The 20398-nt window shown below is 54.0% G+C and carries 17 protein-coding genes, 1 other RNA gene and 3 riboswitches; of the genes, 6 read left to right on the forward strand and 12 right to left on the reverse strand.

Going from position 1 to position 20398, the window contains the following annotated elements; all coding sequences use genetic code 11:
* Positions 1-3 precede the first annotated feature (3 nt).
* The 5 genes from G477_RS0108720 to ilvD all read right to left on the reverse strand — a co-directional run bounded on the left by G477_RS0108720 (position 4) and on the right by ilvD (position 6957).
* Entirely contained in the window at positions 4-744 is a 741-nt protein-coding gene (locus tag G477_RS0108720; RefSeq protein ID WP_026697628.1) for an ABC transporter ATP-binding protein, read from the reverse strand.
* 14 nt (positions 745-758) lie between these two features.
* A complete protein-coding gene (locus G477_RS0108725) occupies positions 759-1613 on the reverse strand; it encodes an ABC transporter permease (RefSeq protein WP_026697629.1) in 855 nt (284 codons plus the stop codon).
* Positions 1614-1629: 16 nt separating this feature from the next.
* Positions 1630-2619: an aliphatic sulfonate ABC transporter substrate-binding protein gene (locus tag G477_RS0108730; RefSeq protein ID WP_026697630.1), complete on the reverse strand. Its 990-nt coding sequence runs from the start codon at positions 2617-2619 to the stop codon at positions 1630-1632.
* 33 nt (positions 2620-2652) lie between these two features.
* Positions 2653-4437: a PLP-dependent aspartate aminotransferase family protein gene (locus G477_RS0108735; RefSeq protein WP_026697631.1), complete on the reverse strand. Its 1785-nt coding sequence runs from the start codon at positions 4435-4437 to the stop codon at positions 2653-2655.
* A 161-nt stretch (positions 4438-4598) separates the two neighbouring features.
* Positions 4599-4706: riboswitch (SAM riboswitch) on the reverse strand.
* 222 nt (positions 4707-4928) lie between these two features.
* Positions 4929-5043: riboswitch (SAM riboswitch) on the reverse strand.
* Positions 5044-5259: 216 nt separating this feature from the next.
* A complete protein-coding gene (gene ilvD, locus G477_RS0108740) occupies positions 5260-6957 on the reverse strand; it encodes a dihydroxy-acid dehydratase (RefSeq protein WP_026697632.1) in 1698 nt (565 codons plus the stop codon).
* A 189-nt stretch (positions 6958-7146) separates the two neighbouring features.
* Between ilvD and G477_RS0108745 the strand changes: the two genes are divergently transcribed.
* The 5 genes from G477_RS0108745 (at position 7147) to rlmD (ending at position 12062) form a co-directional block, all read left to right on the forward strand.
* Entirely contained in the window at positions 7147-8502 is a 1356-nt protein-coding gene (locus G477_RS0108745; protein ID WP_026697633.1) for a dipeptidase, read from the forward strand.
* A 262-nt stretch (positions 8503-8764) separates the two neighbouring features.
* Entirely contained in the window at positions 8765-9403 is a 639-nt protein-coding gene (locus tag G477_RS0108755; protein ID WP_026697635.1) for a hypothetical protein, read from the forward strand.
* A complete protein-coding gene (locus G477_RS0108760; protein ID WP_026697636.1) occupies positions 9400-9921 on the forward strand; it encodes a redoxin domain-containing protein in 522 nt (173 codons plus the stop codon). The genes G477_RS0108755 and G477_RS0108760 overlap by 4 nt, the downstream gene beginning before the upstream one ends.
* A gap of 189 nt (positions 9922-10110) precedes the next feature.
* Positions 10111-10641 (forward strand): GNAT family N-acetyltransferase, encoded by a 531-nt coding sequence (locus G477_RS0108765; protein ID WP_026697637.1) that lies wholly within the window; start codon positions 10111-10113, stop codon positions 10639-10641.
* Positions 10642-10673: 32 nt separating this feature from the next.
* A complete protein-coding gene (gene rlmD, locus G477_RS0108770; RefSeq protein ID WP_026697638.1) occupies positions 10674-12062 on the forward strand; it encodes a 23S rRNA (uracil(1939)-C(5))-methyltransferase RlmD in 1389 nt (462 codons plus the stop codon).
* A gap of 368 nt (positions 12063-12430) precedes the next feature.
* Here rlmD and ssrA read toward each other — a convergent pair.
* From ssrA to G477_RS0108805, 7 genes are all read right to left on the reverse strand, one after another.
* Positions 12431-12798, reverse strand: a transfer-messenger RNA (tmRNA) gene (ssrA, locus tag G477_RS20925).
* 82 nt (positions 12799-12880) lie between these two features.
* Complete coding sequence (gene smpB, locus G477_RS0108775; protein WP_026697639.1) at positions 12881-13348, reverse strand: SsrA-binding protein SmpB; 468 nt, start codon at positions 13346-13348, stop codon at positions 12881-12883.
* 105 nt (positions 13349-13453) lie between these two features.
* A complete protein-coding gene (gene rnr / locus G477_RS0108780; protein ID WP_205622333.1) occupies positions 13454-15793 on the reverse strand; it encodes a ribonuclease R in 2340 nt (779 codons plus the stop codon).
* Positions 15794-15838: 45 nt separating this feature from the next.
* A complete protein-coding gene (locus G477_RS0108785) occupies positions 15839-16588 on the reverse strand; it encodes an alpha/beta hydrolase (RefSeq protein ID WP_026697641.1) in 750 nt (249 codons plus the stop codon).
* Positions 16551-17315: an alpha/beta fold hydrolase gene (locus tag G477_RS19150; RefSeq protein WP_084406187.1), complete on the reverse strand. Its 765-nt coding sequence runs from the start codon at positions 17313-17315 to the stop codon at positions 16551-16553. The genes G477_RS0108785 and G477_RS19150 overlap by 38 nt, the downstream gene beginning before the upstream one ends.
* A gap of 267 nt (positions 17316-17582) precedes the next feature.
* Complete coding sequence (gene secG, locus G477_RS0108800; RefSeq protein ID WP_026697642.1) at positions 17583-17813, reverse strand: preprotein translocase subunit SecG; 231 nt, start codon at positions 17811-17813, stop codon at positions 17583-17585.
* 97 nt (positions 17814-17910) lie between these two features.
* Entirely contained in the window at positions 17911-18963 is a 1053-nt protein-coding gene (locus tag G477_RS0108805; protein WP_026697643.1) for a Gfo/Idh/MocA family protein, read from the reverse strand.
* A gap of 150 nt (positions 18964-19113) precedes the next feature.
* A riboswitch (TPP riboswitch) is annotated at positions 19114-19215 on the forward strand.
* Positions 19216-19313: 98 nt separating this feature from the next.
* Here G477_RS0108805 and tenA point away from each other — a divergent pair.
* Complete coding sequence (gene tenA / locus G477_RS0108810; RefSeq protein WP_026697644.1) at positions 19314-20015, forward strand: thiaminase II; 702 nt, start codon at positions 19314-19316, stop codon at positions 20013-20015.
* Positions 20016-20398: the final 383 nt, after the last annotated feature.

Raw genomic sequence — 20398 nt, forward strand, 5'->3', positions numbered from 1 at the left:
GTGCTACGCCTCCTTCTCCGCTTTCGTAATATCGAGACTTTCCAGTATATATTCTTTTACACGCGCCAGCTCCGGATCGCTTTTTCTGCGCGGCTTCGGCTGCGTCAGCTTCAGGTTATCGTGCAGCACCCCCGGCTGTCCTTTCAGGATGATGATACGGTCACAGAGGGCGAGTGCCTCATCAATGTCGTGGGTCACCATCACCATCGTCGGCAGATACTGGTTCCAGAGATCGAGCACCATGTCCTGCAGCTGCAGCTTTGTAAAAGCGTCGAGGGCACTGAACGGCTCATCCAGGAGCAGCGTGGACGGCTGCGTGACGAGCGCGCGCGCAATCGCGGTGCGCTGTGCCATCCCGCCGGAAAGCTGCTTCGGATAGTGATCCGCAAAGTCTTTCAGTCCGACGACTTCCAGCAGATCGAGTGCTTTTTTCTTCTGTTCTTCTTTCGGCCCGTCCAATCCGAACGTCACATTATCAAGAACCGTCAGCCATGGCATGAGCCGGGGCTCCTGGAAAATGATCCCGAGTTCCTTGGAGGTCCCCCGCTTCTCTTGTCCGTGCAGCCGGATGGTGCCTTCATAGCCCGTGTCCAGACCAGCCACGGCCCGAAGCAGCGTGCTTTTTCCACAGCCGCTCGTCCCGAGCAGACCGACGATTTCGCCTTCTTCTACATAAAATGACACGTTCTCCACGGCTGTCGTCCCCTCGAACCGACGGCTGACTGCTTCTACTTGAATACTCAATGCCGGGACCTCCTTTACGTTTTCACGTTATCCTGCCAGTGCAGGACGCGTGTCTGGATTTTTTTCAGGACATAATCGGTCGTTTTTCCGAGAAACGCGAACAAGACGATGCTTGCCAGAATCACGGCGGGAGCCGACGTATTCTGACCGAGCACGAGCAGGTAGCCGAGGCCCTCGCTCGCACCGAGCAGTTCCGCTGCAACGACAAACATCCAGCCGAGGCCGAGACCGCTTCGAAGGCCCGTCAGAAAGGATGGCATCGAGGCAGGCAGAATAATGCGGCGGATGATCTGCAGCTGGGAGAGGCCGTACGCTCGTCCGACTTCGACGAGCTTTCTGTCCACCGATTGAATACCGCCGACGACATTCAAATACACGGGGAAGAACACGCCGAGGGCGATGAGCGTCACTTTGGACGGTTCACCGATGCCGAACCAGAGGATAAAGAGCGGTACCCAGGCCAGAGACGGAATCGCCCGGATCGCCTGGACCGTTGGATCGAAAAGCACTTCTGCCTTCTTGGAGACCGCTACCAGCGCGCCGAGTGCAGCTGCTGCAGCTGTGCCCCAGAAAAAGCCCCAGAGAATCCGGTACATCGTGATTCCCATGTGCGTCCAGAGGGAGCCGTCCTGCGCCATTCCCCAGATGGTGCCCACGACGGCAGAGGGTGCCGGCAGCTGGTTGCCTGCTACAAGACCGAACCGTGTCGCTCCTTCCCACAACGCGAGAATCAGGAGCGGAACAATCAGGGCGAGACCAGCCGTCTTCAAAAAGGACGGCATGCCCCGGCGTGCCTCTGACTGATTCTGTTCCCGCTCGGATGAGAATACGGATTTTTTCTCTACATGCTGTCCTTGTGTGACGGCCATGTCTCAACGCCTCCTTTTATTGTTCAATCACATTCTCTGCATAACTTGGATCAATCAGTTCTTCCAGCAGGGCTTCTACATCATCGTCTTCTTCCATGTTGCCGGAAGACTGGAGTACTTCCCCTGCAGCAGCAAGGCTCTCTTCATGCTCTGTGCCTGGAAGGGGCTGATCGAAATTGTTCCGCTCCAGCTGCAGCTCTGCCGTTTCTTCGTCAATACCAGCTTCGGCTACGAGAATATCCACGACGTCATCCGGGTTATCGAGCGTCCACTCTCTTGCCAGCTCATACGCTTCAATCACCTTTTCCACAGCTTCGGGATGTTCTTCTGCAAAATCCTCCCGGACGTTCAGGAAGCCGTACGTATTAAAGTCTTCATTGCGGTAAAACAATTCTGCGTCGTTCTCGAGTTCCTGTCTGGCCATGTGCGGGTCGAGGCCGGCCCAGGCGTCGACTTCTCCGTTCGCCAGCAGGTTGGCGCCGTCATTGTGCTGGACGGGAACAATCTCGACATCGTCTTCAGAAAGGCCTGCTTCGTCGAGGGCACGTACAAGGAAAATGTATGGGTCTGTGCCGAGTGTGGCAGCGACTTGTTTTCCTTCCAGATCCTCAACAGAAGCAACGTCACTCTCCGGTCCGGTCACGAGCGCGGTCCATTCCGGCTGGGAGTAGATGTAGACGTTTTTGATCGGCGAATCATTCCCTTTTGCCATCAAGGCAGCAGCGCCTGCCGTAGAGCCGAAGTCGACGCTGCCTCCGGAGAGGAATTCCAGCGCGTTGTTGCTTCCCTGACTGAGCACGTAATCGAATTCGACATCCTCATCTTCAAATACTTCATCGAGAAATCCCTGTTCCTTCAACACGAGGCTCGTCGGCGAATAGTAGGCATAGTCTACGGTAATCGTTTCTGGCGAAGAAGCGTCCGCGCCGGAGCCGGAATCATTCCCATCTCCGCAGCCTGCGAGTACGGCAGCGCCGGCAGTCAAGGTCAGTAGATAGTTTCTCATGTCATCATCACTCCATGTATGGTTTGGTTATATTTACTCGCCGGCGAAGGTCGAGATGCTTCCTTTCAAGCGCTGGGCTTCTTTATAGGTACAGCGGTTATGAACGACTTCCAGTCCCGCATCCTTGGCCAGGTTGGCTGCCTCATCGGAAATGACGCCTTCCTGCAGCCAGAAGATTTTCGGGTTGATCTGGATGGCTTCTTCTGCGAGTTCTACGGCAACGTCCGGGCTGCGGAAAATCTGGACGATATCAATCTCGATGTCGTCCGGAATCGAAGCGAGATCCGGATACGCTTTCTCGCCGAGAACTTCGGTTTCTTTCGGATTGACTGGAATCAGCTTGTAGCCGAGCCGCTTCATCTTTCGGGCGAGACGGTAGCTCGGTCGCCCTTCTTTGCTGCTGAGTCCGACTACGGCGATAGAAATCGGCCGCGGCGGCTCCACATCCCGGTTGGTCGATCCGGCAAGTGCCCAGCGGATGACACCTTCGTCATTGATGACGGTATTGTTCACTGTTTCTTCGTCGCCCGTTGCTTTACGCAGTGCCTGATCGAGGTCTTTTTTCAAGTCCTCGACGCTTTCCAGACCGACAGAGAGACGGATCATGTCCTCGGTGACGCCCGTTTTCTTCAAGTCATCTCCCTTCAGCTGCTGGTGCGTCGTAGAAGCAGGGTGGATGATCAGGCTTTTCGCATCGCCGACGTTGGCGAGGTGCGACCAGAGGGAGACGGCATTGATCATCGCTGCACCGGTGTCGCGGCCTCCGTTAATGCCGAAGTTGACGACTGCTCCGCCGCCGTAGTCAAGCACTTTCTTCGCATTGTCGTGGGCAGGGTGGCTGGCAAGTCCAGGGTAGGAAACCCAGTCGACCGCGGGATGCTCTTCCAGGTATTCTGCGATGGCCAGGGCGTTGTCGTTATGGCGTATCATGCGCAGGTGCAGGGTTTCCATTCCCTGCAGGAGCTGGAATGCGTTGAATGGACTCAGACAAGAGCCGAAATCCCGCAGCAGCTGCACGCGAAGTTTCATGCTGAACGCCAAGGTTCCGAAATCTTTTGCATAAACAATGCCGTTATAGCTCGGATCCGGTTCGTTGAACTGCGGGAATTTCTCCGATACCCAGTTGAAGCGTCCACCATCGACAACGAGTCCGCCGATAGACGTCCCGTGGCCGCCGATCCATTTCGTTGCCGAGTGAACGACGATATCGGCTCCCTGCTCAATTGGACGGGCGGTATACGGGGTAGCAAACGTACTGTCGATCACGAGAGGAATGCCTGCTTCATGGGCCACTTCCGAGACGGCAGGAATATCCAGCACATGCAGGCTTGGATTACCGATCGTCTCTGCAAATACCGCTCTCGTCTTGTCGTTGATCGCCTGGCGGAAGTGATCAGGATCTTCCGGATCAACAAAGTGCACTTTAATACCGTATCGCGGCAGAGTCACAGCGAATAAATTATACGTACCGCCATATAAGTTCGTTGCCGCTACGATTTCGTCTCCTGCTCCTGCGAGGTTCAGTATCGTCAACGAAATGGCTGCCATGCCGGAAGAAGTAGCGACAGCGGCAACGCCGTCCTCCAGGAGCGCGATGCGCTTTTCCAGTACATCCACCGTTGGATTCCCAAGACGGCTGTAGATGTTGCCGGGTTCATCGAGCGAAAAGAGGCTTTCGGCGTGCTCCGTGTCGTGGAATAGATACGAGGTCGTCTGATAAATCGGCACAGCTCTGGATCCCGTCGTCGGGTCTGGAGACTGGCCGCCGTGGAGAATCACCGTTTCTGGATCGTAGGTATGATATCGGTTGTCTGTCATGAAAAAGCCCTCCTCAAATAGTTGAAAACCAAACGTGCGCGCAGCGGACAAGCCCGCCGTCTTTTTCCGTACAACGAACATGCAGATGAAAACTGATACATGCTTATAACCAAAAAAATCTCTATCAAAAGATGATAGAGAGATGCTGGTGCAGGCAGTCCCTCTCATCTTTCAGAGCTGTCTGCTCTGTGGAATTGGCACCTTCCCAAGCTGTGCTTGATGGTTGCCGGGCTTCATCGGGCCAGTCCCTCCGCCTCTCTGGATAAGAGATATATTTAATTCTTAGTTATTCGCTGTGTTTTGTTAGTTTTATTGATTAATTTGAATAGTAACATCATTCGATCTCCGGGTCAAACATTCACCGGAACTTTCTGAACATTCCCCCAACAAGAGCAGTGCGCGACGCTGTTTCCCTCGATGAGAACTTTACTACCACATAAAAAACCTCTCCCGGTCGATAAGCCGGAAGAGGTCTGCTGCTGATGCTGCATCTCTTATCTCCCGGATCTCGTGTCGATCCGCTGGAAGTAGCACCTTTCAAAGAGGATCGCTCTTTGAGGCTGCCGGGTTTCGTCGGGCCAGTCCCTCCACCACTCTGGATAAGATATTTGGTTGTTTGTTACAGATGACTATAGCACAGATAGAGAAAACGTGCCAAGTTCTTTTTCATGTAACCGTTTTCTTCTATTATATAGTTACTGCCTGCACGATTTTTCCGCCAAAAGCGTTCCGGTCTCCGATCAGGAGGCCGGAACGCTGACGGACGTTCGAAAAAATACCCGCTGCAGCTGCTCCATGCCCCCTGCCGGTCAGCAGGCCGGCTTACTGATCCAGATCTGCGTCTGTCACGGCGCCGCGTGCGGAGGAAGAGACGAGCTTCGCGTACTTGGCGAGAATGCCGGTTTTATAGCGCGGTTCTGGTGCCGTCCACGCCTGACGACGGCGCTCCAGCTCTTCCCCGCCGACTTCCATATTGATTTCCTGTGTTTCGGAATCCAGCGTCACGGTGTCGCCTGTCTGCAGCAGCCCGATCGGTCCGCCTGCAGCTGCTTCCGGCGCAATGTGACCGATCACAAACCCGTGGGAGCCTCCAGAGAAGCGTCCGTCTGTCAGCAGGGCGACCTTCCCGTTCAGTCCACGGCCGACAATCATCGCGGTGATGGACAGCATTTCCGGCATGCCGGGTCCGCCTTTTGGACCGACATTCCGGATGACGAGGACATCTCCCTCCACAATTTCTCCAGCTTCAATGGCCGTCGTCGCATCGGCTTCGTTGTCATATACTTTCGCAACACCTTCGAAGCGGCTGATCTTCTGGCCGGACATTTTGGCTACTGCGCCGTCCGGAGCGAGGTTCCCTTTCATAACGACGAGCGGACCGGTCTTTTTGAACGCATCTTCCATCGAACGGATGACCTGCTGGCCTTCTTTGAGTCCAGGAGCTTCGTTCAGGTTCTCGGCAAGCGTCTTTCCCGTAACGGTCAGGCAGTCGCCGTGCAGCAGACCTGCTTCGAGCAGCTCCTTCATGACGGCCGGCACACCTCCGACTTCATAGAGATCCTGCATGACGTACTTGCCGCTCGGCTTCAGATCGGCAATGTGCGGCACCTTTTCCCGGACACGCTCGAAGTCATCATAGCTCAAGTCGACACCGGCCGAGTGGGCCATTGCTGTCAGGTGAAGGAACGCATTAGTCGATCCACCAAGGGCCATGACGACGGTAATCGCGTTCTCAAATGCTTTCTTCGTCATGATGTCCCGTGGATAGATGTCTTTTCGGAGCAGCTCCACCACAAGCTCGCCAGCCTGCTCACATTCTTTTTCCTTATAGTCGTTAACGGCAGGTGTCGAGGAGGAACCCGGAATGCTCATGCCGAGCGCTTCCACGGCAGAAGCCATCGTATTCGCGGTGTACATGCCGCCGCAGGCTCCCGCTCCCGGACACGCGCTGCATTCCACACGGTGGAGCTGAGCATCGTCAATCTGACCTTCCTGGTACTGTCCAACCGCCTCAAACGAGTTGACGATATCGATGTCTTTTCCGTCCAGTTTCCCCGGCGCAATGGTACCGCCGTACACATACACGGCCGGCAGGTTCAACCTTCCCATCGAGATGATGCAGGCCGGGGTCGTCTTATCACACCCGCCGATAGCAACGACGCCGTCCATACGCTCCGCGCCGACGACCGTTTCGATGGAATCGGCAATCACTTCCCGACTCGGCAGGGAATAGTTCATGCCTTCATGTCCCATGGCAATGCCGTCTGCCACGGTAATCGTATTAAAAATCATCGGCGCACCGCCGCCGGTATCGGCTCCAGCCTTCGCCTTTCGTGCAAGGGCATCAATATGTACGTTGCACGGAGTCACCTCGGACCAGGTGCTGGCTATACCGATCATCGGCTTTTTAAAATCATCGTCCTCGAATCCGACAGCACGGAGCATGGAACGGTTTGGCACCCTGTTGGCCCCTTCGCTGATTACTTTACTGCGGATACGCAGATCTTTTTCTTCACTCATGATTGTCATCCTTTCTGGCGCTGCGTGCGATTGGTTTACAAGCTTTAACCTATATCATAACGAGTTTTCCACGGCCATGCAATGAGTTTTCAGAATTCGCCGCGTTTTCTGAAACAGCAGACTGAGCGTTGCCCTCCCTTGCCGGGGCAGGTAAACTGGAAATGGAAAGCAGACTAAAGGAGTGATTGGATGAAGGCAGTACAGCAGTATCTGGCGGATCATGAAGAGCGCCTGCTGAAGAAACTGGAAACGTTTCTTTCCCTGGAGAGCATCAGCACGGATCCGGAAAAGACACCGGAAATGGAAAAAGCCGTTCGTTTTCTGACCGACTATCTGGAGGAAATCGGATTTACGACGGTAGAACGCCGCGAGACAGGCGGCCATCCGCTCGTTTATGCGGAGTATAAGGCCCCGGAACCGGCTCAGACGGCGCTGTTCTATGGTCATTATGATGTACAGCCGGCAGACCCGTATGAACTGTGGGACAGCGCTCCATTTGACCCCGAGGTCCGCGGCGGCCGGTTGTATGCACGCGGTGCCAGCGACGACAAAGGACAGGTGTTCATGCATCTGGCTGTGTTTGAGGCGATGATGCAGACCGAAGGCAGGCTCCCGTGCAGCGTCAAGCTGCTGATTGAAGGAGAAGAAGAGATCGGCAGCAAACACCTCTATCCTTTCTTGGAGAACAACAAAGAGCTCCTGGAAGCAGACTTCTGCCTGATTTCGGATTCCGGCATGGTCGAAACCGGAACGCCGACCATCATGTACGGCCTTAAAGGCTTTACCGGCCTCGAGGTCACGCTGCACGGCCCGGACCGGGACCTGCATTCCGGCCTTTACGGCGGCGCAGTCAAGAATCCTGCGATGGCGATGGCACAGCTGCTCGCCGGCATGAAGAATGAAGACGAAGTGGTCACCGTAGAAGGGTTTTATGAGGACGTCGAAGCTCTCGAGGACGACGAGCGCAGGCTGATGAATGAAGCACCGGGAGAAGACTACCCGGTATCTACCGGTATCCCGGAAACAGCACCGGAAAAAGGCTACACGGCGCAGGAGCACACCATGGCACGTCCGACCCTTGAAGTGAACGGCCTCTTCAGCGGGTATCAGGGAGAAGGCACGAAAACCATTATCCCGTCGAAAGCAACAGCAAAACTGACGTGCCGGCTTGTCCCCGGCCAGGATCCTGCCGTGATTCAGGACCTTCTCGTTTCGCATATCGAGCAGCATACCCCGGCCGGCGTCCGGGCAGACGTTCGACGCGAAGCGCTGTCCGCAAAGGCGTATAAAGTGAATCCGGATCATCCGCTGATCAAGAAGGCGGCAGCCAGCTACACGGAAGCATTTGAAAAAGAGACTGTCTTCGTCCGGCTCGGCGGGTCCATTCCTGTCGTAGAAACGATTGACCGCCTCTTCGGCATGCCGGTCGTTCTGATGGGCTTTGGTACGCCGGAAGATAACCTCCATTCGCCGAATGAGAGTTTTCCGGTGTCCCATTTCACAAAAGGCATGCACGCCCTCGCGCACTTTTACAAGCAGATGTAAGCTTCATCAGGACGAGAGACGTTCTGTCGGAACAGCGTCAACGTCGCTTCTCTTCCAAGAAGCAAGGAACCGATGAGCCACGCCGGGACAACATCCCGGCGTGGCTTTTGTTTCTGCCTTCTGACAATAAGAAGCAGGGAGACAGCAGGCTCCGTGTATCTCCCATGCTGCATGAACAGCTCTCTGCTTCAAGCACCTCCCCCTTGCAGTATTATACCCCTTATGGTATATTGCGAGAAGCAATGAATTGAGGTGGGACATGATGAACGAAGCTTGGATGATCGGCCCTCTCCTGGTACAGCAGGCGTGGCTGTATGTCATAGCGGCTTTTGCTGCCGGCTTCCTCTATCTCCACTGGGTGTCACCCGTGGACGATAAAACGGTGAGGGAGGAAGTATTTTCTCTCTTCTTGTACGCGCTGCTCGTGCTGTTTTTCGGGAGCATCTTGACGCAGTGGAACGTAACGATGGCCGATCCACTGGCGGCGGCTGTCTATCCTCCCGGTACTGGGGAGATCATGCTTGCTGTTGGGGTCTTCGTTGTTCTCGTCTTCAACTTTCAGGGGAATACCGCCCTTCTCCTGCAGGGAACGTCTTACGTGCTGTTTGTCAGTACGGCGGTCTATGCTTTCCTGGCACCCCCTGCCGGCATTCAGACGGCAGGCTTCACGCACCCTGCTGGTCTCTACATCATGGCTGTCAGTCTCTTCTTTCTCGTCCTGCTTCACACGTATAAGCAGGGAGCGGCATTTCTTGTTCTGTGGGGCCTCAGCATGGCTGCCGCACATCAGGCAACGGTCGTAACAACCTTTTTCCTGACGCCGGCAGCAGACTACGTCTATGTTGTGATTAGCGCCGGAGCTCTCGCAGGCTACTGGCAGCAGAGGAGGAAAGCGACATGAAATTCACGGTAATTGTGATACTGGCTGCGCTGATGATGAGCTGGACCTTTTACAGCTACATCCAAGAGGAGAGTCCTGAAATGCAGACAGAAGAAGGACTCGACCAGGGAGACCTGGCACCTGATTTCGAATTGACCACCCTCGAAGGGGAAACTGTTCAGCTGTCTGACTTCCGCGGCAGTCCGGTCATGCTCAATTTCTGGGCGACGTGGTGTCCCCCCTGCCGGGCCGAGATGCCGGATATGCAGCAGGTGTATGACGACGGAGACCTGGAGGTGCTTGCCGTGAACTTAACGTCTTCTGAGTCATCAGCAGACGATGTGTCCACGTTTGTGACCGACTTCGGCCTGACGTTCCCGATTTTGATGGATGAGGAGGCGGAGATCTCGGACTTGTACGAGATTCAGCCTGTGCCGACCTCCTATTTTATTGACGAAAACGGAAGAATTCAGCAGGCTTCCTATGGACCGGTCAACGAGGAGCAGATGCGGCAGCAGGCGGAGATGCTCGGAGACTGAGGCTTTCCGCTGCATGCGGCCTTCCCGAGCAGCGGACGAAGAGGGCCGTCTTCTTTCACGAAACACTCCTTGCTCAGCTGGAAAGGAAAAAAGGCTTTGCGGCAGGAGCCGTATCGCTTATACTAGAGGAAACAGAGGATGCGGATCGAGCCGTATCCTCTTTTCTTTGGCTGTAAAGGAGCTGGCTCTATGGATGATGTGCTTCAGGATATGACCATCCGTCCGATGCAGGAAAAGGATCTGCCCGTACTGGCCCGATGGCTGCAGCAGCCGGAAGTCTTCCGCTACTACGGCGGAGAGCCGGCAGCACGAGAAGAAGTTGACAGCAAATACCTTCCGAGAATCCGAGGCGAGGAGGAGATCCCCGTCTACATCATCGATTTCCGGTCTTCCCCAGTCGGCTTCATGCAGGTATACACAGCCTCTTCCGACGTGTACAATGCTGGAGGATACCCTCCGGATACGATCCTCTTCGGGATGGACCTGCTGATCGGTGCTTCGCGGATGAATCAGGGACTCGGCACAGCCGCCGTGTCTCTGATGAGTGATCACCTGCTGGCTTCCGGTGCCGATGCGGTCGTGCTCGATCCTGAAACGGATAACTCCCGGGCCCGGCGCAGCTATGAAAAAGCCGGCTTCCGCCTCGTCGGCAGGATGGATGCCGGGCGCCTGCTGCTGATGGCAAAATCAACGCCATCTTCTGCACAGGATGAACGCTGAATAGAACCAACGAGAAAAAGGAGCGGACATACATGGTACAATCGCAGACATTCACTGCAGAGATTACAGACCTCGACCGAAAAGGATCGGGCCGGGCTGCCGTCTGGCGGGAGAATGAAAAAGGATTCATGAGCAAACTGAAACTGACACTTCCGCAGACACTCCCCGGCGAAAAAGTCGAAGCCGTCGTCGAGCGACCGGACAAAAAACGCTGGTGGACCTTTCCGGATCAGATTATCGAACCGAGTGCGGAAAGAACCAAGGCTCCGTGCCCACATTTTGACCGCTGCGGCGGCTGTGTCTGGCAGCACTGGCAGTACAGGTATCAGCTGCAGCATAAAACAGAGGAAGTACGCAGCATGCTGGCACGCCAAGGCTTCGAACCGGCCCTCGTAGAAGAGACGATCGGCATGGAAGACCCGTGGCACTACCGCAACAAAATGGAATTCACGTTCTCTCCTGAAGGCCGGCTCGGCATGCATGAGCAGGGAAACTTCCGGAGCATCGTGGAACTTCACACGTGCCTGATCGCCGGAGAGAGCATGGTCCGGGCTGCCATGACCATCGCTGCCTGGGCCGAGCGGCACGACCTGCCCGGATACGATAAAGACGCCCACGACGGACTGCTGCGCCACGTCCTCCTCCGTCAGTCATTTGATACAGGGGAAGTGATGGCCGGCATTGTTGCCACCGAAGCCCCTGATGGACGGCTTGCACCGCTGGTCGATGCATTGAAGCAGGAAATAGAGGAGCATCACCCTGAAGTGAAAAGCTTCCTCTGGCTGGAGAATACCGATTGGGCCGACCGCGTTCAGGCAGAATCGCTGCATCTCTTAGCAGGCAGGGATTTTATTTATGACACGATGGCCGGCTTTCGTTTCCGCCTCTGGCACGATACCTTTTTCCAGACGAACCCGTTTCAGGCAGAAAAGCTTGTCGAGCTCGCGCTGCATGCGGCTGAGCCGCAGCCGCATGAACGGATGATCGACCTGTTCTGCGGCGTCGGTACATTCTCGCTCCCGTTTGCCTCCAGAGTAAACCAGCTGGCCGGTATTGAGATTGTCCCGGCCTCCATCGCTTCCGCTGAACGAAACGCAGAAGAAAATGGGCTGACCAACACGACCTTTCTCGCAAAAGATGCACGAAATGGAATCGATGAGATGCTGCAGTCGTTCGGCATTCCGGAACTGCTCATGCTCGATCCGCCGCGTTCCGGGGCCGGAGGGAAAGTGATGCGACGTATCGGCCGGTCGGCGCCGCAGCGAATCGTGTATGTTTCCTGCAATCCGGAAACATTCGCCGAAGATATCGCCCAGCTCGTCCCGTATGGCTATGAACTCGACTATGTGCAGCCAGTCGACTTGTTTCCTCATACGGTCCACGTCGAGCTGGTCGCCTTACTGCGTAAGAAGCGCGGATAAATCCCCGAAGCGTTTATGCGTGGAGGTACCTATTACCCAAAAGCCGTATGCCTGACCACAGACGTGGCAGGCATACGGCTTTTTTTAGACATGGGAAGCCTGCGCAAATGCTTCTTCCTGTGGAACCTTCCGCTTTTTTATAAGGAGCGAAAGCGCGAGCCGCCTTTTGGTCGGAACGGCGTATGCCACAATCTTTTCTAAGGGAAGAAAGAGTTTTTCTGTCTTCCCGGGCAGCGCAGAGCCGCCGTCACACTATATGAAAACAGATACATTTTATACTTGCAAAAAAACCGCCCCCTGCAAAGGGAGCGGCCTGATGACTGAGGTGCTCTCAGTCTCTATGTGTCCACCAGATTCTGCGTAAGTATTGGTGGAGACGGCGGGAATCGAACCCGCGTCCAGAGATAACGTGACTTACGCTTCTACGAGCGTAGTTAGTTTATTAAATTTCGCGCATACTTCAGCCAACTAACAGGCTTCCGTATGGCTAACCTGATTGATCTCTTCTGAAACACTCCAGGTGGAAATGTTTCAGCGTATCCCACTATGAGTGAGTCCCAGGTCCTTCACATGGGCGATGAAGGTTGGAACCGCCTAACAGGGTTGTTACGCCGCTGCTAGTGCGAAATCTTCTTCTTGGTTGCCAACTATAGGCAAGGTGAGCGTTTTTACGAGGACACTCAGCTCGACTCGCCACGTAAGTCCGACCTATCCCTGTCGAATCCAGAACGTCCCCATGAATGAGAACGAAAAGGAAAGAAAGTTCCTTAACGGTATTACCATTATATCACATACGTACCTCTTGTCAATCCTCCGGCTTACCGGCCGAGGTTGGCATCTTTGAACGCACGCTGGACTTCCCGGTTTGCATCTTTGCGTTTCAAGTCTTCCCGCTTATCATATTTCTTCTTCCCTTTTCCAAGACCAACGAGCACTTTGGCTACACCATTCTTAATGTAGATTTTGAGTGGCACGACCGTATAGCCCTTCTGCTGTGTTTTGCCGATCAAGTAATTGATCTGTTTCTTGTGCATCAGAAGTTTCCTCGTACGGATCGGATCATGATTGTACCGGTTCCCCTGTTCGTAGGTGCTGATGTGCATATTGTGGATCCACACTTCTCCTCTGGATACTCTCGCAAAGGATTCCTTCAGGTTGACACGGCGGTTCCGAATTGATTTGATTTCCGTGCCGGTCAGCACGATGCCTGCTTCAAACGTTTCTTCAATATGAAAATCATGATTCGCTTTTCGATTTCTCGCTATTTCTTTTCCTTCCGTAGCCATGGCAGTTCCATCCTCCCCTTCATCTGTTCCGGCAGGCGTACCGTATGTACTGCAGCGGGAGCAGCCGCCGGTGCCGGCCGCTGCCCCAGATCAGGCTCTCCATCATTATTTTTTCTTTTTTGCTTTGTTCCGCTGCTTCTTCGGTGCACTGTCATAAAAAGGTTTCTTTTTCCCTTTTTTGTTTTTCTGTTTAAGATCGATGCCTTTTTTTCCCTCGTTTTTCTTGCCTTTTTTTCCTTTATCTTGACTGCTTTTTTGCTTCCCGTTCCGATTGTCCGTTTCGATGACGCGCGGACGATCTTTCTTCCGCTGTTTCCGCGGCTTCATGCCGATGATTTCAAAGTCAATGATACGCTCATCCACATTGACATTGGCGACACGTACCTCGATTTCATCGCCGATACGGAACGTGTTTTTCGTCCGTTCTCCCACCATCATAAACTGGGACTGATCAAAATGATAGTAGTCATCGGTCAGATAACTGACGTGTACGAGCCCTTCGATGGTGTTCGGCAGCTTAATAAACAAGCCGAAGTTCGTGACGGAACTGATAATCCCGGTGTATTCTTCGCCGATTTTATCCTCCATGAACTGTACCTTTTTCAATTCATCCGTTTCACGTTCTGCATCTTCCGCACGACGTTCCATTTCGGAGGCGTGGGTGGTGATTTCAGGGAGCTTCTCCTCCCAGTGAGAAGTTGTTTTCTTGTCTGTTTTCGCATGAATCAGATACGTACGGATCAAACGATGAACAATCAAGTCCGGGTATCGTCGGATCGGAGAGGTGAAGTGCGTATAGTAATCCGCTGCGAGACCGAAGTGCCCGGCATTGGACGGATCGTACTTCGCCTGCTTCAGGGATCGGAGCATCATCGTATTGATGACCGGCTCTTCCGCCTCTCCTTTCACACTCTCCAGCAGTTCCTGCAGAGCCCGTGGATGCACCGTGTTGTTCGTGCCTTTGACGACGTAGCCGAAGTTCGTAATGAACTCGAGGAACTGATTCAGCTTCGCTTCGTCTGGATCTTCGTGAATCCGGTAGACGAAAGGCAGTTTGAGCCAGTGAAAGTGTTCCGCTACGGTTTCGTTCGCCGCCAGCATGAATTCTTCGATCAGCTTTTCTGCAGTGCTGCGCTCACGGAGCACTACATCATACGGGCGCCCTTCCTCATTGACGAGGACCTGCGCTTCTTTAAAGTCAAAATCGATAGCCCCTCGTGCGAAACGTTTCTTCCGCAGCACTGCCGCGAGCTCTTCCATATCCTTAAAGAAAGGAACGAGCGGTTCATACCGCTTCATGACTTCTTCGTCTTCGTCCTCCAGAATCTTTTTCACGTCGGTATAAGTCATACGTTCATTCGTACGGATAACGCTCTCGAAAATCTCGTGGTTCACGACGCTGCCGTCTTTACTGATTTCCATCTCACAAGACAGCGTCAGTCGATCGACCTGCGGGTTCAGTGAACAGATTCCGTTTGAGAGACGGTGCGGAATCATTGGTATCACGCGGTCAACAAGGTAAGAACTCGTGCCGCGGTCATATGCTTCCTTATCGATGGGAGAGTCTTCCTGCACGTAGTGGGATACGTCGGCAATGTGCACCCCGAGCTTGTAATTGCCGTTATCCAGGCGCTTTACCTGCACGGCGTCATCGAGGTCTTTTGCGTCTGCCCCGTCGATGGTGACGATGGTCTCTTCGCGCAGGTCTCTGCGCCCGTCAAGATCGCCTTCTGCGATCGTATCCGGCACTTCCTCTGCCTGGCGGATCGCTTCTTCCGGGAATTCTCCCGGCAGTCCGTGCTTGTGGATGATCGACATGATGTCGACGCCCGGATCGTTTTTGTGACCAATGATTCTAGAGACGTGACCTTCTGCTGTTTTTCGTCCCTCCGGAAATTTCGTGATTTCCACGACCACTTTATGGCCGTCGACAGCGCCGAGCGTCTGATTTTTCGGGATGAAAATATCCGCCGGTATCCGCTTGTCGTCGGAGGCAACGAAGCCATAGCCGCCATCATCTGTATAGGTTCCGACCGTCGATCTCGTCCCGCGTTCGATAATTCGGATAATGGTGCCTTCCGGGCGATCCTCATCCGAATCAGCAGCAAGACGAACGAGCACCGTGTCTTTATTCATGGCATTGTTCTGCTCATTTGGAGCGATAAATACATCATGGTGGTCTTCCCCTGTTTTCACAAAGGCAAATCCTTTCGGGTGCATGATGACTTCTCCGCGGATCAGGTTCATTTTCTCCGGCAGGCCGTAGCGGTTCGTTCTCGTACGCACGAGGCTGCCTTCCTCTTCCAGTTCATTCAGCAGCTTCACGCATATTTTGTAGCGCTCTGCATCCTGAAGTTCTAATCGTTCTTCAAATTCTTTCATTCCGAGCGGCTTGTCCGCTTCTTTAATTTCGTCCATAATGAGATTTTTTGTTAAATCCTGCATTATTGGTCTCCTTTCAAATGGGCGAGACCTGCATGAGTGTAGGCATTATTCATTCCAGTCCAACTTTTCAAGAAATTGATAAACGTCCTCATGTAACTGGTCTCGTTCTTTATCTAATGTGATGACGTGGCCTGATTCTTCATACCACTTGATTTCTTTATGCTCCGCTGCAACACCGTCATAGATCATGTTGGCACTGTTGATGTCGATCATCTGATCCTTGGATCCCTGAGCGACGAACGTCGGTGCATGAACCATGTCGATACTGCCGCGTACTTCTTTGTTCAGTCCGCGCAGCCGCTGGATCACTTCGGTCTGCGTACCGTCGAAGGCGTTCATCTCTTCGACGATCTGCGCTTCTTCTTTTTGCTCCCAGCGCTTGTATTTAGCGGCGTAGTCGTATACTCCACGCTGCATTCTCTCCTCACTGTGGATTTCCAGCGGCGAGCACATGGTGAAGATGCCTTTCAACGGGACAGTATACCCAAGTTTCAGCGAAAAGACGCCGCCGAGGGATAATCCGCCGGCCGCTATCTCTTCGTATCCCTGCCCGCGCAGATCATTGTAGGCAGCCTGAACGTCTTCCCACCACTGCTCGGGTCCGGTTTTCACCAGTTCCTCCGGCGGGACCGCATGGCCGCGCATATGCGGGGCATGGGCGGTGTACCCTTTCTTGTTCAAATACCTTCCCAGCATCCGCACATCGGCTGAATTGCCGGTGAATCCATGCAGCAGCAGCACGGCACGCGGGCCGCCTTCAAAAGTGAATGGTTTCGGTTGAGCGATCTTCATCATGACTGTCTCGGTCCCTTCTGTTCTCTGATTTTTCTGTTGGCGCAGCGGTTAGAAAAGCTTCCAGTTTCTCCAGGAAGTCTTCCTTCTGTTCACCGAACCAGATATAGTGTTTCGCCTGCTCCAGATAGTAGAGCTGCTTTTCTTCTGACCTGATTTTATCAAAAATATACTGCGCGCTGCGAGCTGGTACGAGGCCGTCCTTTTCTCCCTGTACGATGAGCGTCGGGACGTCAATTTCCTCGAATGCATGGCGCAGTCTTTTTACGAGCCTTGCGAATTCCACTGTCGCTTCCACCGGTGTCCGTCGCACCTTTTCCCGGTAAAATCGGTATACGTCGTTGTCTGCAAGTTCTCCGCGGAATCCTTCAAGTGCCCAGCCTGTCACATCTTCTGCTATCTGCTTCGGGTTCAGATAAAAGACAGAAGAGGAGATCAGCACCAGTCTGTCCACCGGGTAGCGGGCCGCCAGGTAGCCGGCGATCACGCCTCCCATGGAGAAGCCGATCACGTAGACACGGCTGCAGCGCTTCAGCAGCTCTTCAAGGGCCACCTGGGCTTTGTAAATCCATTCCCGGTGGTTCGATTCTTTCAGAGCCTGCCTTGTCCCGTTATGGCCGGGAAGTTCCGGTGTATACACGAGCCACGCTTCTTTCTGGAAGTGTGACTGGATATCCTTTACTTCTTCCGGCGTACCGGTAAATCCGTGTACAATTAAGCATCCTATCATGATGATCACCTTCTCCGGAGTTATGATACAGCTATTCCCGGAAAAAGGGTTTTTCTAACCTGGCTGGCCGCCGGCGGCTTCCATCTGGAAGAAGGCTGCCGAAAGATCCTGCCGTGTGTCAGCGCCAGGTGGTGACGGCGATGTCCTTAACGCCCATCGTGCGGGGCTGCGGCAACGTTTCTCCCAAGGAGCAGGGGGTATGAAAAAAAGCCCGCAGGAAAACGATTCCGGCGGGCTTTTATCTGAACTTTATACGCTGCGTAGTTTCTACATGAAATAACCGAGCCATAGCGCAAAGACGAAAAACAGAACACCGAGAACGACAGTCGCTTTACTGAGCACTGCCTCGAGTCCACGGGCCTTCGTCTTGCCGACCATCTGTTCCGCACCGCCGGAGATTGCTCCGGACAACCCGGCACTGCGGCCGGACTGAAGCAGTACAACAGTAATAAGCAGTATAGAAACGATGACTAGCATAATAGATAAAAGTTGTTCCACCAGATACACCCCTTAATAAACGTACGTGATACCTTTTGAAAGAATAACACGTTTACCGGGTCCATGCAAGTCTCCTTCCGTGCAGGAGGGCCGGGACTTACTCTCCCGTGAAGGCAATCGACCTTCCTTCCGATGCAGAGGTATACATGGCATCAATCAGCTGCTGGATGTAGGTTCCCTGCCACGCTTCGGAGATCGGTTTCGCTTTGCCTTCCACTACATCGAGAACATGAGCAATCTGCCGTTCGTATCCGTCCCGGGGCTCCACCTTATCCAGATGCACGGGGTGGATGTCGAGCAGCGATCCATACTTTTCACCGTACATCCGGAACGGAGATGTAGAAGCGCCGCCGCGGTCGCCGAGGAACGTCACATTGAGCGTTTCTTCTTCTTCGATATTGGCCGCATAGGACGCCTCCAGGGACAAGGAGACGCCGTGTTCAAACCGAATCATGCCGGCAGCCATATCCTCGACGGAGAAGGAAGCCGGATCCCAGTCTCCGAGCAGACCCACACCAGGTTTTCTTCCGAGACGCTGGTGGGTGACGGCACTGACTTCCACCGGCCGGAGGAACCCGCCGATATACATGGCGAGGTCCAGCATATGCACGCCGATATCGATCAGCGGTCCTCCTCCCTGCAGTTCTTTATCCGTGAAGGCTCCCCATCCGGGAATGCCCCGGCGCCGCATCGCTTCCACTTTCAGATGATAAATGGACCCCAATTCACCATCATCGACAGCCCGCTTCAATACTTCCGTTTCTTTATGGAACCGATGATGGAACCCATACATCAGATGACGGTTCTGCTGGCGCGCTGCTTCTTCCATGCGGAGCGCCTCCATCGCATTCACTCCCGGCGGCTTCTCGCAGAGGACATGCGCGCCGGCCTGCAGTGCCGCATGCACCGCTCGTTCGTGGTATTTGTTCGGCGTCGCCACGATCACCAGATCAAAATCATGTGCATCGAGCATCTCCTGCTCCGATGTATATACATTAGGGACGTGGAAAGCCTGTGCTGCTTCTACAGCCGTTGCCTCTGTCCGGGAGCAGACGGCGATTATCTCTGCGCGCGGATCTGCCGCCAGTGCCCGCATATGTGCTCCTCTCGCGATCATACCTGGACCGATGATGCCTACTCGGTACGTCATCTCTGTCCACACTCCTTCCTGTCTCCTGTTCAAAGGTATTTTCTCGGAACATGCGTCTCTTCCTTCTATCTTCTTTCCCTGGAAAGCAGGGAGATAACCTTTGAAAACCTGGTTGAATTTCCCATCTCTGTATGCTATGCTAACGCTGAAAATATCCACTAGGGGAGCCGGCCGGCTGAGACGGTGCACTGCACCGGACCCTTTGAACCTGATCTGGTTGAGACCAGCGTAGGAAAGTGGCACAGCTTCTGCTGCAGGGCCCGCAGCAGGCTTGATGTGCAGCTCTTTCCATGCGGAAGAGCTTTTTTTCGTGGTGGATGTTTTCCAAATCATCTCGAGGAGGAAAATCAATGTCATTTTCAGCACAGCTGCGAAAGGAAACCGCCCCTCTGTTTCAGGCCATTCTGGAACATCCTTTTGTTGAAGGAATCGGTCGTGGCGAGGTGCCGCGGGAGGCACTCGTCCATTACGTAAAACAGGATTATGAATATTTGACGACGTTCTGCAGAATCTACGGGCTCGCCGCCTCCAAGGCAGAGACCAGGGAGGACCTTGCCTTTTTCCAGGAACAGATGGGCTTTATCCTGAACGAAGAGATTCATCCGCATCATAATTTCTGCCGTGCAGCAGGCGTCCGCTATGAGGACCTGCAGCAGGCACCGCTCGCACCGACGGCCCATCATTATACACGGCACATGCTCGGAGCAGCCCTGCAGGGAACGCTCGGCGAGACGCTTACTGCACTGGCTCCCTGCCCGTGGACGTACCGGGATATTGGATTACACTTGATGGAGACCGTTCAGCCTCAGGAAGATCACCCTTTTTACGAGTGGATCACCTTTTACGGCGCAGCTGCTTCAAGAAATGTAACGTCGATCTTCCAGGAAAAAATAGATCGCTGTGCGGCAGAAGCTGGTCCGGCTGAACGAGATCGGATGAAGCGCCACTTCATTCGAAGCACGCAGTTAGAGTATGCGTTCTGGAGTATGGCGTGGGAGCAGGAAACGTGGCCGCTGGAAGAAACTCCGGCCGGGCAGAAACTGCATCGATAGTATATCCGCGAAGATATAAGCGGGCAGCTGCACCGCTGGCACCCATGACAGGTACGCCTTCAGGAGGGAAGGGCAGCGCCTCTTGGCAAGCCTCCGCCTGAAACGGGAGAAAAGAGGCTGCGGAAAGGAACCTCTACACCAACATATATTTTAGAGCCTGAAAAAAAAGACATCCGGGGAACAAAAGCGCAAAGCGCCTTTTGGTCGGAACGGCTTGCGGAAGCGCTGCAGGTTTTGAAGGGAAGAATACGTGTTTCGTTCTTCCCGTGCAGCGCATGGAGCCGCCGTCCCCCTGTATGAAAACGTATATTTTCTTATACTTTACCTTCATGGCAGGTTCATGATCGTTATGAACAAACAAAACGCTTTCGACGATCCAAACC

The organism is Alkalicoccus chagannorensis DSM 18086 (assembly GCF_000429725.1).
GTDB classification, from domain to species: domain Bacteria; phylum Bacillota; class Bacilli; order Bacillales; family Salisediminibacteriaceae; genus Alkalicoccus; species Alkalicoccus chagannorensis.